Genomic DNA, 14,288 nt, shown 5'->3' with positions numbered 1-14,288 from the left:
GCTTTGTATATCACTTGTTGTGTTCTTTTATTTGTTTGTCTTTGTGATTCCATTGTAGAAGCTATATAAAAACAATGAGTTATGAGTCTCAGCTTCGTAAAATTCAGTTGTAAGTTGAATATTACTATTCTTTGAAAGTTCATCAATAAACTCTTCAATTTTTTTTCTGTGAAATTTAGGTTTTGGTTGATAGGTTAGGTGAATATTGACTGGTTTGTTGTAATCGGTTTTTTTGAAAAGATTTGTTATTTCCCCATCGCTAAACCAAATAGATGGATCATACATATGTATCACTTCAAATGGATGATCTAATGATAAAATATACCCTCCAAAATATCCCCCATAAGAATGCCCAACCAATGTTTCGTGGCCGGTTGTAGAGTAGTTTTGATTGATCTTGGGAATTAATTCTTTAGTTAAATAATTATAAAACTTCATTGCTCCACCTGAGTTCGATTTGTTATACCAAGTCGAATCGACTATGTCTCCATCATATTCGATCCTCGACTGACTAAAAGTAAGGTCTTGACCTCTTTTGTTTTCCCAATCAATGTGCGGTATACCAACTACTATTGACTTTTGAATTTTATTCCAAGCTCCTAATTCAAAAGTGATCGTTTTTGTTAGTTCGAATCTCCATTCGGCATCAAGTACATATATGACTGGATACTTCAGGGAATCAGTGTAGTGAAGGGGTAAACTTACCCAGTAATCTCTGTCTTCATTAAGAAATTTAGAATGTATAACGTGCTTAATTGATTTATTAATACAAATACTATCCTGCGCTGATAAATTAAAAAATAGGATTACAAATAGTGAAGTTATAACTATTTCTTTCAATTTGATCATATACTTTGAATTGTAAATTAATTGAACACAACAATGTGTATGGTACATTTGCTTCCCGAAGGCGGAGCATGCAATATACAAATTGTTGTCATTTCCTTTTTTACGAGTCTGACTTATATTTAGACATAAGGTTTATTTAAAAATATTTTCTGTTTTGTAATCATTTATAATAGGATCATCTATATATGATATATCAAACTCTAGATTGTCTTCAAATATATTATATCTAAGAATTACGCGTTTTGATTCTGGAACAGAAAAGCCTGTATTACAATTATCGAATTCATTTTATTGAAAATCAAAATGTAATACAAGTGATCACCATTTTTAGCTGTAGTTATTCAAAATGTTAATTAATTCAGTAGGTTTTTTAATTTCAAAATCAGGTTTAAAATTCCAATTTTGTGTATTTGCTCCACTGTAATTTGCAATGACAGCAATAACATTATTTTTTTTACCAAGTTCAGAATTTAGGTTTCTGGCAAACTCTACATCTCCTTCGTGGTCGCCAACATATATTATTGTTTTTTTATAGATGTCTTCAAATAATTGTTCTAAACATTTTATCCCACCAAATGAATTTGGTTTTTGAACATTATTTGGAATATCATCATATCCCACAATCGCTTGAAATTTATGACCTAAGCCGTTCTTTTTCAATACACGTAAAATATTTTGCGATGAGTTCTGCGAGCATATTCCTTGTGGTAATGTTACATGATTCATAGTCTCTTTAATCCCCTCAAATAATTCAACCGGTGTTGTATTCTGAAGTTGGTATTCTGTCCATAAAGCTCCGGCATCAAGCATTTCAGATGTTGTCATTCCATAATAATTAACATATAAATCCTGCCAATTTTTTGAGTCATGATTTGCTATGTGATAAGATCTTTCACTTTTCAGATATTCAGGTAGATTTTTTCCTGTAAGCCTTGGAGCAACTTCAGCTAAAATTTGTTTGGTAATGTCGATATTTTTTGGAACAGAATTGACTAATGTCCCGTCATAATCCCATAAAATTGCATCAATTTCCATTCGGTTTTGTTTTAATTACAGTCAACAATTTGTTCAAAACGCGTTTTGATGTGTTTTTATATAGTGTTATCTGGTTTTATTGTTTTTCTTTAGACAGTTTGGTCAAAACTTTGATTGCTTTATCGGCATCTCTTTTATCAACAAAAATATGGTCATGATAATACCCTGCGATTACATTGCAACTTATATTATGTTTGGCTAATTCTGTTGAAAATATTGCTGTTAGTCCTACTGCTTCAAGTGATGAATGAATCATAAGTGTTATCCAAGAGGCAATATATTCGTAATCTAAGTTCAACTCATCTGCCTTGTTTTTCTCTATGACAACTGTTATTCCTTCCTTTTCACTGAACTCACAAATAGTATCGTGGCGGTTAATTTTATTAATATCGTTCACAGTCGAAAAGACATAATCTCCATCATTAAGCTTGGGAGTCATTCCTTTTATTAATTCAGATAAATTTGTTTCTCCTGTCATTTTTTCTTTTGAAAAATAGATTAGCTTATTGTTATCGTTTTAATAGGTCTAATCCTAATATGTCAATTTACTCCAAAGTTCTAATCCAGAAGCAGTGGGTTTTTCTTTAAGAAGATCCATAATTAATTCTTCGTTCTCTTTACTAGAAATATACTTTTTTACTATCTTTTTTACAATTTTAGAGTCAGGGGTATACCTTTTATCGTATTTACTATAAAGCCTACTGTCATGATAATTACCAGGAAAGATAGGCTTTTGATACATGTTGTCCATATTTATACCAATTTTTAAATTTTCAGAAAAATAAGTATTTAATGTTACATCATTTTTTAGGTTAATTAGGGCTTTTGCCATTACTACTGATATCATTAAATATGTCATATCAACTAAGGTTTTATTCTTTTCATCATATGGTATACTCCCCAAATTATAATCTATATCTGCTTCGTCAGAAGCACCATTAATCCAATCTTCTATATTATCTAAAATGAGTATTTTATTTTCTTTGTAATCACACCAACAGGTAAAGTCATATTGATAAAAATAAAGAACTAATCCATGTATCTTATTATTCTTAGTCATTATTAAATCCTTACAACTAATGGTAAGGTTGTGTTCTATTAACTCCATCCATCTCATTTCGGAGGTATCTATTTTGTTAGGTTCTAGCATTCCTAATTTCTCTAATAATAGATTACCTTGTTTTGCGTATGCCTTTGCATGTGATTTAGAAAGTCTTTTTGCCCATTTTACAATAGAATGGCTTTTAGGAAGGTTAGGTTTAAAATCATTGTGACGTAATAACCAATTTGTTACTTTAGTGTAAAACTCAAGATGCTTAGTCTCTTCTAGGTCATTATCGTTAAAGTAAGGAGTTAGCATTTCCCCTTCATGGCTCATCCAATAATCTATAATTGGTTTTACAGGTATATCATTATAATTTTCTATGCGTTCAATTTTAAGAACCGCTTTAAGCAATATTTGATGTTGTGTTTTTATATTAAAATTTTTAAACCCTTCATAGTTGTATAAATCTTCTGCAAAGCGATAGATCTGATCATATACGAGTCCATTATCTGACTTCGTTTTAAGAATTTCTATAAATTCTTTTTCTGTGCAATTTTCTGTTAATGCTATATCCAAATAAGAAATATCTTTGTAAGGATTATCATTATCTTCATCTAAATATAGATAATTGTGTTTCTCCGCAAACCTTTGCAAACATTTTTTTACTTTATTCATGAAATTTATAATTATACTGATCTAGTATATTGATTATAACAGTCTATATAAAAAGAATTATAAGTTTACTCCCTTTGGGTTAGACCAAAATTGAGCAATTATTTTTATACATTGTTGGCATTAGTTTTATCTATTCTATTATATACATTCGGGTTATGTTTTTCCATATAAAATTCAGGATTAGGTATTTCTGTAAATCCAAACTTTTTATAAAGCCACTCAGCTGTATCTGTTAATAAAATCCAGCGTCTTAGTCCCTGAAGATTCGGATGTTCCATTATTTCATTTATCAGCCATTTACTCAATCCCTTCCCCCTATATTCTTTTAGAACATAAACATCTCCTAAATATGCAATTGTTGAATAGTCTGAAATTATTCTAGCAAAGCCAATCTGTTTATTTTCGTGATAAAGCCCAAAATTCAAAGAGTTTTCAATTGATATTTTCAAAGTATTAATTGGAATTCCGTTAGCCCAATCAGTTTCATTTGCAAGGAATTTGTGAATGCTCAAAATATCTAATTTATCCTTGTCTGTTGAGATGATATAATCATTTCTATGTGCTTCTCTAATTTTCATTTCAGTTTTCTTAATTAATTACAACGTTTAATATAACAAACGTCGTCCCAAAGGGCAGTTATTTTTATTATACAATATTACCTTTTTGTTTTTCTTATTATTTCTGAGAATAAAACTATTGTTAATTAACCTCTGCATTCAATTTTTTTTAAACCAAAGAAGTATTTCATTGGCATGTCTATATTCAAATTTCATTTTTTCTATGTACTTATTTTTACGTTTCTGTTTTTACTATAAGCATTTTTTCATATTGTGAACAACTATTGTATTCTAAAATTATTCATTGACATTACATTAAGTGAAAGGTAACGGTTTAACAAACCTCGCTTTAATAGCTTTATTTTTTGTTAGCATTTTTTACTTTGGGGTAAACCATGTCAAGATTTCTTTGGCTAAAACTTTATTTGGATGATTTTGTTTTACAAGGTCTTGCAATGATTTTCTTGCGTTTTCAATTTTACCTCCATGCAGTTCTTTATACGTTTTGTTAGCTTTTTCTTTGATTCCTTCTAACACATATACCAACCCTAAATTTTCTCTAAGATCACACCAAGCACGATAATAATATTGACTTTTAATGGTTTCGAGTGCTTGTTCTCCAACTTCAATAGCCATTTGGTTGTCTCCAAAACCTTTACTGTATACTTCAACCAGATAAGCTCCACAAGAAAAGATCTTTTGATTTAGCCCCTTTTCTAATATTTCTTTAGCTCTGTTAGGATTGTTATTCAGTAAATGACAGGTTGCTAAAACTTTAAAACCTTCAGGTAAAGTTTTTGAATTACTATCAAATACAGAATTGTCATCATCTTCGGGATAGGTCATTATAGCATTTTCTAGAAGCTCAACTGCTTCTGAATAATTTTTCTTTTTAAGTAGTGTTAGGGCTTTTTTCGTTGCCATTTCAACCTTTTTAATAGGTGTTTTGTCCTTACCTGTTAGTAAGTTTACTAAGAAACTATCTAAACTAGCACTGTGATCATAAAAGGAATTTTCTCGACTATTAAAAAATAAAACTGGACAATCAGCGCTTCTACTATCTACTACAAAACAAGAAGGCTCATTATTTTTTATCAATACAAACGGGATCATGTACGGGGTTTTCTTACTTAGTCCCTGAACCGAGAAGTAATCTAATAACTCTTCATAGTCTTTTATTTTAAAACTAATTTTAAGCTTAACTTCTCTGGAAAAACCTTTCAATCCATAGACAAAATGTGAATTGTAATTTTTATATTCTTCTGTTTCGAAAAAATGGGTTAAACGTATAGGTAAATTGTTGTACAGATTAAGGAATTCACTCATTTATTCATTATTTTTCTTCCGTAAAATTTGATTACTATTGCTAATGGTAAATGTAAAATGTATTGTTGTCATTTAGATTATGGATAGAAACCATTTTTTGTTTTCAATTTTATCATAAAAAACAACCGCTAGTTTTTCTAATAAATTATATGGATATTCTGTCAAATCCTCATCGGAAAGATATTCAATTACACTTTTTTCTTCATAACCATCAACTCTCCATCCCCAAGTATTATCTTCATTACCATAACAAACAATACAATCATCTGCTACTTTAAACCCATTTTTGATAAGTTCATTTTTGATATCGTGACCACATTTCCATAATTCACCACAGAGAATACTATCGGGCAATTCCCACTCTTCAATTAATTCTTCTATTATTGATTCCTCTAAATTTGAATTAATTAGTATTTTAGAGTATGGGTCATTTTGATTTTCTTGACTATCAATTAATTCTTCAATATCAGTTGGAAATAGGTTCTCTGCATAGACCTCAAATGATTGTTCTCTTTCTTCTCTAATTCCGTAATTTAATGTAATATGGGTGACTGCTATACCACCTTGTCCACCCTGTTGTAATTTAATCCAACTAATAGGTTCAGTTATATTTTTTTTAGCTTTAATAATTTCTGTTAGTGCATCTTGTTTAATCAAATCACAATATGTGTCAAATGAGTACTTTTCCAAATCTGTGTATTTAATATTTTATAACAGTAATATAAAAAGACATATATCCTGAATATAAAATTAATTATTTTTTTATGCTCTGCAAAGTTGTTGAAATCGGTTTGTAATACAATTAGTTTGGGTTGATTAAACATGTTGGCGAAATTAAAAAATAGTACTACAATCGAAAATTGGTTTTGTCTACAATAAAAGTATTATAAATCCCTATTACAACAACCACTACAAATAATAGTATTCTTACTCAAAAATTCATATTTGTATAATCAACATATCTATCAAAATATTCTTTCTATTTTTTCTTTATTATTAAGTTTTGATATCGGTTTTAAGTCAACTTCTTTATTTCAATTCGTACTTTTTGTTTTGTTACTATCAAAGATCTCGGCTATATGTAGTTATTAGGGGAACGCAAAATTTTGTAAGTATTTACCAAATTAGAGAGAACAAGCAATTATTTATACTACTGTTGGTTACTGGTTTTATTTTTCAAATTCAAACCATTTTTTAAGCATATAAACCTCATCAATAGACTTGCCGTTTTTTATTATTTCTACTTTCAAAAATTCATTTTCGGTTGCGATATATTTTAGTTTCATATTTTTCATTCCATTCGTGTCATAAAATGCTCCATATACACAATCAAAAGGATTATTCTCGACTTCATTTGTGAATATTGATAACAAAATCAACTTTTCTGAATAGATATCCTTGCCTCTATATCCAAAGATCCTGTGGTCTTTTTTCATATTCGCAGACATCCAAATAATACTGTCTTTTTCGACGTAAGCTTTTCCCATATATTGAGGGTCAATTTCCTCAATAATTTTTACCGAACCATTACAAACATCTCCTTCTTCTGTGCCACTTACCCATTCTTTTAAGGTCTTGATTCTTTTATCTGTCAGTTCTTTTAAGTAAAATGCCCTACAAGTTGAATGAATTGAACCATAGTTTTTATCATTATAATTTGGGAATTTCATTTCCATCTCTGCATCTCGAAACTGAATCCAAAGCCTTTGGGACTTTTTAAGATTTTCGACAAACATTGAGTCAGATTTATATTCAGATAATATGGTCTGATATATTTTATTCAATATTTTGTCTGATTTATTAAATTCTGCATACGCCTCTTTATTCATTTCTGCTTGAGTTTGCGAGAAACAATTAAAACTAAATATCAGAATTATGAATATATATAGGTTTTTCATTGTCTTTTCAATTTGTTGCTAACGTTAGTTGTTTTTAAACAACACCTTTTCCTTTTTCTGTGATAAAGATTTTGTCTTTATTTCTAGTTAAACATTCAATCGTAATAAACTTTATATTAGGTATTAAAACCCATATTAATTATAGCCAATATTGTAGAGACTTACTTAGTAAATTATTTCGCAGTTTTTCAATTTCTTTTTTAGTTTTAAAATATCTTTTTCAGGTATTCTATTTCCTTTCAAATTAATGTATGTCAAGTATTTTAATTTATAGATTTGTTTAGGCACTTTGGTCAAATAGTTATTAGATAAATTAATTTTCACAATGCCTAATGGAAAAAATACGGTTTCAGGAAGGTTTAAAATAAAATTATCAGCTACGTCAATTTCTTTTAGAGAAGTGAATTCTTCCAGATTCTTTGGCAGGGAAGATATTTTGTTTTTAGGTAAACTTATTATTTCTAAAGTTTTTATGGAAGATAAATATTCTGGTATTTCGTTTATTTCGTGATTAGAAAACCTAATTTTTTTCAATTTATCAAAAGACTCTATACATTCTGGTAAGTTATACATCGCGCCTTGCAAAAAATCATCCCCCCATATTCTATTCAATTTTAATATTTCTATTTCGTTATCATTACAATCAAAATCTTTATGAGACCAATTAATATTTTTTGTAATTGTAATCAAGTTAGATTTTTTAATTTCTGCTTTCTGAGAAGAAGTAAGTCTTATATTTTTTAATTCGGGATTATGATGTATTAAATTCTTTAATTTTGCTATTGAGATACTTCTTTTTCTTTTTATATACTTCTTAGATTCTTCATTAACAGCACTTTTGAATGAAAGTGATATAATATCAAGTTCCATATCCATTTCTTTCCAAGTCTTTGGATAGTCCGGAATAGTTCTTTCATCAAGTTTTTCATCATAATAATTTAAATAGATAGAAAATTTTTTAGGTTTAAATTGATGTGTTCCAATTAAATCAGAAATTACAACTCTTTCTATACTCCCGTCCTTCTCTAAATCATCATCAGGTAAAGTACCTATTATTCTATAAGCTATTCGAGTTATTATAAAATCAGATTTAGGCTGTAATGTGTAATTTAAAACCTTATTATCATCACCAGTCGCAAAAATCGGTTTGATTTCAACGATATCATCAAAAATTCTTTGTAGATTATTGTTATATTCTGTGTTGTATAAAGCTTCTTTATATTGTTCTTCAATGTTTTGTCCAAAACAGAAGGATGTTATGAAAAATAGGGTAAGTAAATATGTAATTTTCATTTAATTATTGATTTTCCTTTCTTGTAATTCTTTATAACGGTCTTCGTTGAGTCGTCGGTCATGGGAAATTTAGGCAATTATTTTGGATTAAGTATTAGTCTTAGCAATTCTGAGTAGATTCGAGCGTAGTAGAATTCATTGCAATTTCGGTTACCTATTGTTGTATGTCGTTTTTTATTAAAAAATTAGTTTTAACTCTCCGTTTTCAGGTGTCAAATTCCATCTTTCACATAGCTCACCAAATTCTGACTTCATTTTTTCAATATCCATCAAATTCATATTAGGAACTTTAATTCCACCAATATTTTGAGCTTCCCAATTTACTAACTCAATAAATTGTTCAGTTTTTGCTGCTCCTGAACCAATAGATTGAAGATTTCTTGTCATAATTTCAGATAGCCAAATTTCAGGATCCAAATTTTTTATGATTTCTTTGTCAGATAACTCTTCTATAGTCATTCCAGATTTAATCTTTCCATAAAAACCATTTTCTAAATTGAATTCTTTTTCGACCACATAATGAGCAATATCGTGATTCGGGATATCTGGCCCAAGATTCAGGCTTGTCAGTGTTCCATCTTTTCTTTTGCAAGTTAAAGTATTTCTATTTTTGCCCTTTACGATTATTATTTCCATTTCTCAAATTATCTACAACCTTTAATATAAAAGGTGTTTTTAATATATATCTTTTACAAAGTTGCAAAAATTTGTTTTCTAATACAGCTCTGATATGATATCCTTATAGTATAATAGGGTTCTACTGGTTAAACATTGTTACCAAACTAAAAAAGTAAAAATCTGATATAAGGGATTTAACTTTCTTTTACTTTTTTGAATAGTTTTTTTTGACACTTTAAAGTTGTCTCAAAATATGTATTTTCATTTAGATGTTTGCAGGCTTTATAAATACAAAAAAACCTTAAAAATTACTAAGCGTTATTCTTTATTTCTAATAGCAAATAACCAACCTTCTCCACTACCAACATAAATTGTTCCATCGACATCAATACTTGGTGTAGCATAAACACTTCCGTTTTGTGGATTCCACCAATCTGTATGTTTGTTTTTTGGTTGTTTTGTGTTGTTATGATCTCCTATAAATAATTGCCAAATCAGTGTATTACTTTTTATATCGAATGCATTAAAACTACCATCATGCCTGCCTAAATATAACATATTGTTTGCGATAACAGGTGATGGCCAATGGGGATGTGTGGGTTTACCCATAGGATATTCGTTTACCAATATCCCATCTGCTAAATTTAACCTTGTAAGTGTGTTTGAGTAAGTAGATCCATAATATATATAACCGTTGGCAATAGCGACAGAACTTCTAACATTTCCACTTGTATCACCACTATTATCAGTCGCTCTCCAGACTAATTCTCCATTGGTTTTATTGTATGCATATACTGCAGGTGTATCATAATATGTAGAACGAATAAAAGGTACAATCAAATTATTGTCATAAATCGTTGGTGACGCATAGATCCCATAAAAATCTTCACCAAACTGATCATTGAATTCCCCTTTTACTTTCCATTTAAGGTTTCCGTTTTTATCTAAACAGGCAATAACCCCCTCGACAAAGGTGGCATAAATATTTTCTCCATCAGAAGATAAACCTCCTCTCACGTTAGACGAAGCTACTTTATTCTCCTTGATTATTTTACCAGAATTTATATCTATTATTAAGATTACACCAGTAGCATCCCCTATTATTACCGAATTATTGATAACCAATGGTTGCGAGTAGAGTTCTCCTTCTCTCTGAATACTCCATATTTCTTTTCCATCACCAGCACTAATACATCTTAAATATCCATCATCACTAGTGGCATAAATTTTATTTTTTGAGAAAGCTACACCATTAGCATCTGTCAACGTTTTAAAATGCCAGTTTATCTTTCCTGTTGATTTTTTTATACTGTAAATTCCATCTAAACTATCAGGTTGGTTATGCGTATTACCAGAACTTCCTACATAAACATCGCCGGAATTAATGATTGTATTATTTAAATAACCTTGTATCCCAATATAAGTTTTCCATTTAATTTCTGGTGTTCGAACTTCTGGCCTATCAACAAAACCTGTCCTTTGATTATTGGCTTGAAAAGTATGCCATTTGACACTATTACAGCTTACTGATATAAAAGTTAAAAAGGAAAAAACATATATTTTTATTCTAAATACCAATTTGATAAGTGTTGGCAACATGTTTTTCATCTTTGTTTGTGATATGCTTTTCAATACTAAATTCTAATTTGTTCAATCGATCACGAAATGAACTTTACAAATAAACTTTTTGGTTTTAATGATATTAACTATCCTCCGTTTTGAATTTTCCAAAAATCAAAGATGTAAGTAATAATCCAATTCCAACACCTATAAAAGAACCTTTTGCCATATCAGGTATTTCAAAATATTGACTAAATACTTGTGAGGTCGCAATTATAACCATTCCAATAGATAATAGAAGTAATGATTTTCTTTTAGTTATTTTTTTCATTTTGTAAAGGCTTTGATAGTTTGTAGCTCAATTTAGATATTTTTTTACAGAATTTTTGCAAAATGTTATAGACCTATTACAGATCAACGGAATTCTTTTTGATATGGATCTCCCGTATTTTCTTTAAACAAATCTGGATAGAATATTATTTTGTACTATGGTATTTTTAATTTTTCAATTTATTCTGTTTTAGTTCGTTTTTTCTCATTGGCATTGCATCTACTATTTTAAAAAGATCTTCTTTTGTTAATACTTCTACCTGTCGAAGTTTTATCTGTCCGTCTAGACCTATTAAAATGATTTCAAAACTTTCTTTCTTGTTTAAAGTTTTAGTAGTTAGTTTTTTTGAGATCTTTCCTGAAGTATTCAATATACTATCCTTATAATTTATCAATGTGAAATCATTTTTAATGATTTTATACAATACAAATTTTCTGTCAATCAATCCTTCAATTGAATTTTGAAACTCTTTTACTTGTTTTTGGTATTTTTTTGATGTCTTATCTAATGTTTTAATAATCAAAACCCTATTTTCCCATTGATGTTTTTCTAAATCTTGTGCATATGTATCCATAAATGAAAAGCAAATCATCATCATAATAATAATACCACTGATTAATACTGTCTTATTCTGTTTCATCCTTTATAGTCCTATCTGAGTATTGAATGCAACGTTTGGTTAAACACCATTTTTTTATTCTTTATTAAGTGTTATAAGCTTTTTTATTTAGTGATAATGAATTAATTCTCTTCCTAAAAAATCATTTATCGCTCCAGAGCATGATTTTTAATCTAAACATTATATCTCCCATTTTCATTGCATAAATATGTTTTATCTATCTTAAATATCTACTATTTTTTGCGACACTAGTATCATACATTTCTATTCGTTTCTAGATAAGGTTCAGGTTGATGAATCAAGCTCGGTAATTATTATTCTATAAATTTATGTTGTTCTAACCAGCTTATCATTGTTTCATAATATTGATCACAGGCTTGCCATTTTGAGGCAGATAGATCTTCACGCCATCCACAAGTGACACATTGTTGTAATACATGGTTGCAGTTTTGAAAAACCTTTGTCGTTAATGTTGAATTTGGGTTAACACCAATTGTTTCTTGGTATAACTCTTTGGTTTTACGCCAGTCTACTTGTGAATCGTTTGCGCCAAACAATGCTAAAACCGGGGCATTTATCTTTTGTAATATTTTGTCAAAATCATCTATATAAACCCATAAGCCGCTTTCTACATCAAAGTGTCCTTTGCTAGTATATTGTTTTTGTTCTTGTAAGTATATTTCCTTGTCTTCTTGAGTAATCTTAGAAATGTTCGAGTATCCAAATAATTTACGGCTAAGGCTATCAAGTTTTAATGGTCGAATCGCGCTTTCATAATCCTCTACATTACCTTGTGTACAAAATAGTTTGTGTCCAAGCATCCATGACTTGTATAACTCGTGAGCTTCTTCTTTGTTTTTTCCTTCAATGATTAAATTTGATTTCAGAAGGTATCCAAAGTTTTCTTTGTCATCTGTACCACTTACAGAAATCCAAAAGTCGATTGGAAACTGCTCATTGATTAAGGGAATAATCCAACCTGCCCTACTAATACCCCAAAAGCCTATCTTCTCAGAACCGGGAATATTCAACTTTTTGATCTTCTGGATTGCTGCAATACCCTCATCGGCTGAGTTTTTTACAGGTTGATTGCTATCAAACTTGCCATCACTATTACCACATCCCATTTTATCCCAGAAAACTACTGTAAGTCCAGATGCTACTAGTTTCTTCCTTAATGTAGAGTACCAGTTCCCTTCAACAAAATCAGTTTTACCGTATCCCGGAATAAGAATTACGATGGCCTTAGTCTGTTTATTTTGTGGTTTTTCAATTAATCCTCTTAATATTTTATTATCAAATTTAAATTCAAATGGTTCTGACACTGTTTGACCGAATGCTTTTGGAAGCAAAAAGAATAAAACAATAACCAGAATTGTAGTAAATGATATTGATCTTTTCGTCATTTGTTGTAGCATCTATCTCTAAGACTATCAAATTGTTATATATGTTACACTTCTTACTAAGTTTTTATGCCTTCTAAAATTATCAATTATTACGTACAACTTATCATCGTTATTTGTTTCTATTGTATATGTGCCTGCATCCTAAAAAGAATATTATATAATACACAAATTCAAGAAATATTGAAAGAGATAAATAGCACCAGCATTCAACAAGGTATAAAATCACATTAAAATATGTTTTATAAAGACCATTAGCTTAGATTAGTATTTATAAAGCTAATTTTAAATCTTCTATTAATATGTGCAATTATCAAACTAGTTTAATAGAAAGCATTACATTAGAAGATCATAAAGCAAGTAATCATGAAAATATTACCCTTTTTACTATTGGCAATTCTTGGTTGTAAAGCACAGAATAGTAAACCTTCTGATTTTATCCCTAAAGAATATATAGAATTTGAAAAATATTTTGGTGACTTAAATAAAGATGGATTAGAAGATTGTGTTTTGATAACCAAAAAAACTGACCCGGTTAATATTGTTACAAATCGATTTGACAAAAAAGTCGATAGAAACAGACGTGGAATTATTGTACTATTTAAAAACGAAAAAGGTTATCAAATTGCCGATAAAAACTATAACTGTTTTTCATCCGAAAATGAGGATGGTGGCGTTTATTTTCCACCCGAATTATGGATTGAAATTAAAAATAATAAATTATTTGTGCATTACGGACATGGAAGATACGGATATTGGAAATACACTTTCAGATTTCAAAATTCTAACTTTGAATTAATCGGGTATGATGCAAGCAGTAATCATGGACCAATAGTAAACGAAATAACAAGTATTAACTTTTTGACTAAAAAGAAATTAATCAAAGAGAATATTAATGATAATGATGAAGGCGGTGAAGAAAAATTTAAGGAAACATGGAGTACTATTACAATAGAAAACCTAATAAAACTATCTGAAATAAAAGACTTTGATGAATTAGAAATGTATTATTACTAAATAAAAAACTCCTCATAATAATGGTTACCAATTACTTATTGTCCTTACTATTAAAAATCCTC

Annotated in this window: 15 protein-coding genes; 1 reads left to right on the top strand and 14 read right to left on the bottom strand. The window is 29.2% G+C overall.

Translation table 11 applies throughout. The features are described from left to right. Positions 1-27: 27 nt before the first annotated feature. The 14 genes from FHK87_RS20960 to FHK87_RS20895 form a co-directional block, all read right to left on the bottom strand. Positions 28-849 (bottom strand): alpha/beta hydrolase, encoded by an 822-nt coding sequence (locus FHK87_RS20960; protein WP_226294351.1) that lies wholly within the window; start codon positions 847-849, stop codon positions 28-30. Positions 850-1,176: 327 nt separating this feature from the next. After that, positions 1,177-1,884, bottom strand: coding sequence for an HAD family hydrolase (locus FHK87_RS20955; protein ID WP_140596323.1), 708 nt, complete (start codon positions 1,882-1,884; stop codon positions 1,177-1,179). A gap of 76 nt (positions 1,885-1,960) precedes the next feature. Next, a complete protein-coding gene (locus FHK87_RS20950) occupies positions 1,961-2,362 on the bottom strand; it encodes an ACT domain-containing protein (RefSeq protein ID WP_140596321.1) in 402 nt (133 codons plus the stop codon). A gap of 54 nt (positions 2,363-2,416) precedes the next feature. Continuing rightward, a complete protein-coding gene (locus FHK87_RS20945) occupies positions 2,417-3,604 on the bottom strand; it encodes a hypothetical protein (protein WP_140596318.1) in 1,188 nt (395 codons plus the stop codon). A gap of 104 nt (positions 3,605-3,708) precedes the next feature. Next, positions 3,709-4,182, bottom strand: a complete 474-nt coding sequence (locus FHK87_RS20940) for a GNAT family N-acetyltransferase (protein ID WP_140596316.1) — start codon at positions 4,180-4,182, stop codon at positions 3,709-3,711. A gap of 357 nt (positions 4,183-4,539) precedes the next feature. Beyond that, positions 4,540-5,487: a tetratricopeptide repeat protein gene (locus tag FHK87_RS20935; RefSeq protein ID WP_140596313.1), complete on the bottom strand. Its 948-nt coding sequence runs from the start codon at positions 5,485-5,487 to the stop codon at positions 4,540-4,542. Positions 5,488-5,559: 72 nt separating this feature from the next. Then, the gene (locus FHK87_RS20930; protein WP_140596310.1) at positions 5,560-6,177 is read right to left on the bottom strand and encodes a hypothetical protein; all 618 of its coding nucleotides are present in this window, start codon (positions 6,175-6,177) and stop codon (positions 5,560-5,562) included. A gap of 479 nt (positions 6,178-6,656) precedes the next feature. Next, a complete protein-coding gene (locus tag FHK87_RS20925) occupies positions 6,657-7,385 on the bottom strand; it encodes a lysozyme inhibitor LprI family protein (protein WP_140596308.1) in 729 nt (242 codons plus the stop codon). Between the two features lie 165 nt (positions 7,386-7,550). Beyond that, the gene (locus FHK87_RS20920) at positions 7,551-8,678 is read right to left on the bottom strand and encodes a leucine-rich repeat domain-containing protein (RefSeq protein ID WP_140596305.1); all 1,128 of its coding nucleotides are present in this window, start codon (positions 8,676-8,678) and stop codon (positions 7,551-7,553) included. Between the two features lie 177 nt (positions 8,679-8,855). After that, on the bottom strand, positions 8,856-9,314 hold the full coding sequence (locus FHK87_RS20915) for a hypothetical protein (RefSeq protein WP_140596302.1): 459 nt from the start codon (positions 9,312-9,314) through the stop codon (positions 8,856-8,858). 300 nt (positions 9,315-9,614) lie between these two features. Continuing rightward, on the bottom strand, positions 9,615-10,904 hold the full coding sequence (locus tag FHK87_RS20910; protein ID WP_140596299.1) for an outer membrane protein assembly factor BamB family protein: 1,290 nt from the start codon (positions 10,902-10,904) through the stop codon (positions 9,615-9,617). Between the two features lie 94 nt (positions 10,905-10,998). Next, the gene (locus FHK87_RS20905) at positions 10,999-11,187 is read right to left on the bottom strand and encodes a hypothetical protein (RefSeq protein WP_140596296.1); all 189 of its coding nucleotides are present in this window, start codon (positions 11,185-11,187) and stop codon (positions 10,999-11,001) included. Positions 11,188-11,353: 166 nt separating this feature from the next. Then, a complete protein-coding gene (locus tag FHK87_RS20900) occupies positions 11,354-11,827 on the bottom strand; it encodes a DUF4174 domain-containing protein (RefSeq protein WP_140596293.1) in 474 nt (157 codons plus the stop codon). A 293-nt stretch (positions 11,828-12,120) separates the two neighbouring features. Beyond that, positions 12,121-13,212 carry an alpha/beta hydrolase family protein gene (locus FHK87_RS20895; protein WP_140596290.1) on the bottom strand — a complete coding sequence of 364 codons (1,092 nt, stop codon included), beginning with the start codon at positions 13,210-13,212 and terminating at the stop codon, positions 12,121-12,123. A gap of 363 nt (positions 13,213-13,575) precedes the next feature. Between FHK87_RS20895 and FHK87_RS20890 the strand changes: the two genes are divergently transcribed. Beyond that, positions 13,576-14,226 carry a hypothetical protein gene (locus FHK87_RS20890; protein WP_226294349.1) on the top strand — a complete coding sequence of 217 codons (651 nt, stop codon included), beginning with the start codon at positions 13,576-13,578 and terminating at the stop codon, positions 14,224-14,226. Positions 14,227-14,288 lie beyond the last annotated feature (62 nt).

It is taken from the genome of Aquimarina algicola (assembly GCF_006443095.1).
Classification (GTDB): domain Bacteria; phylum Bacteroidota; class Bacteroidia; order Flavobacteriales; family Flavobacteriaceae; genus Aquimarina; species Aquimarina algicola.
Note: the sequence above shows the minus strand (reverse complement) of the source record. Positions and strands in the feature narration are given on the sequence as shown.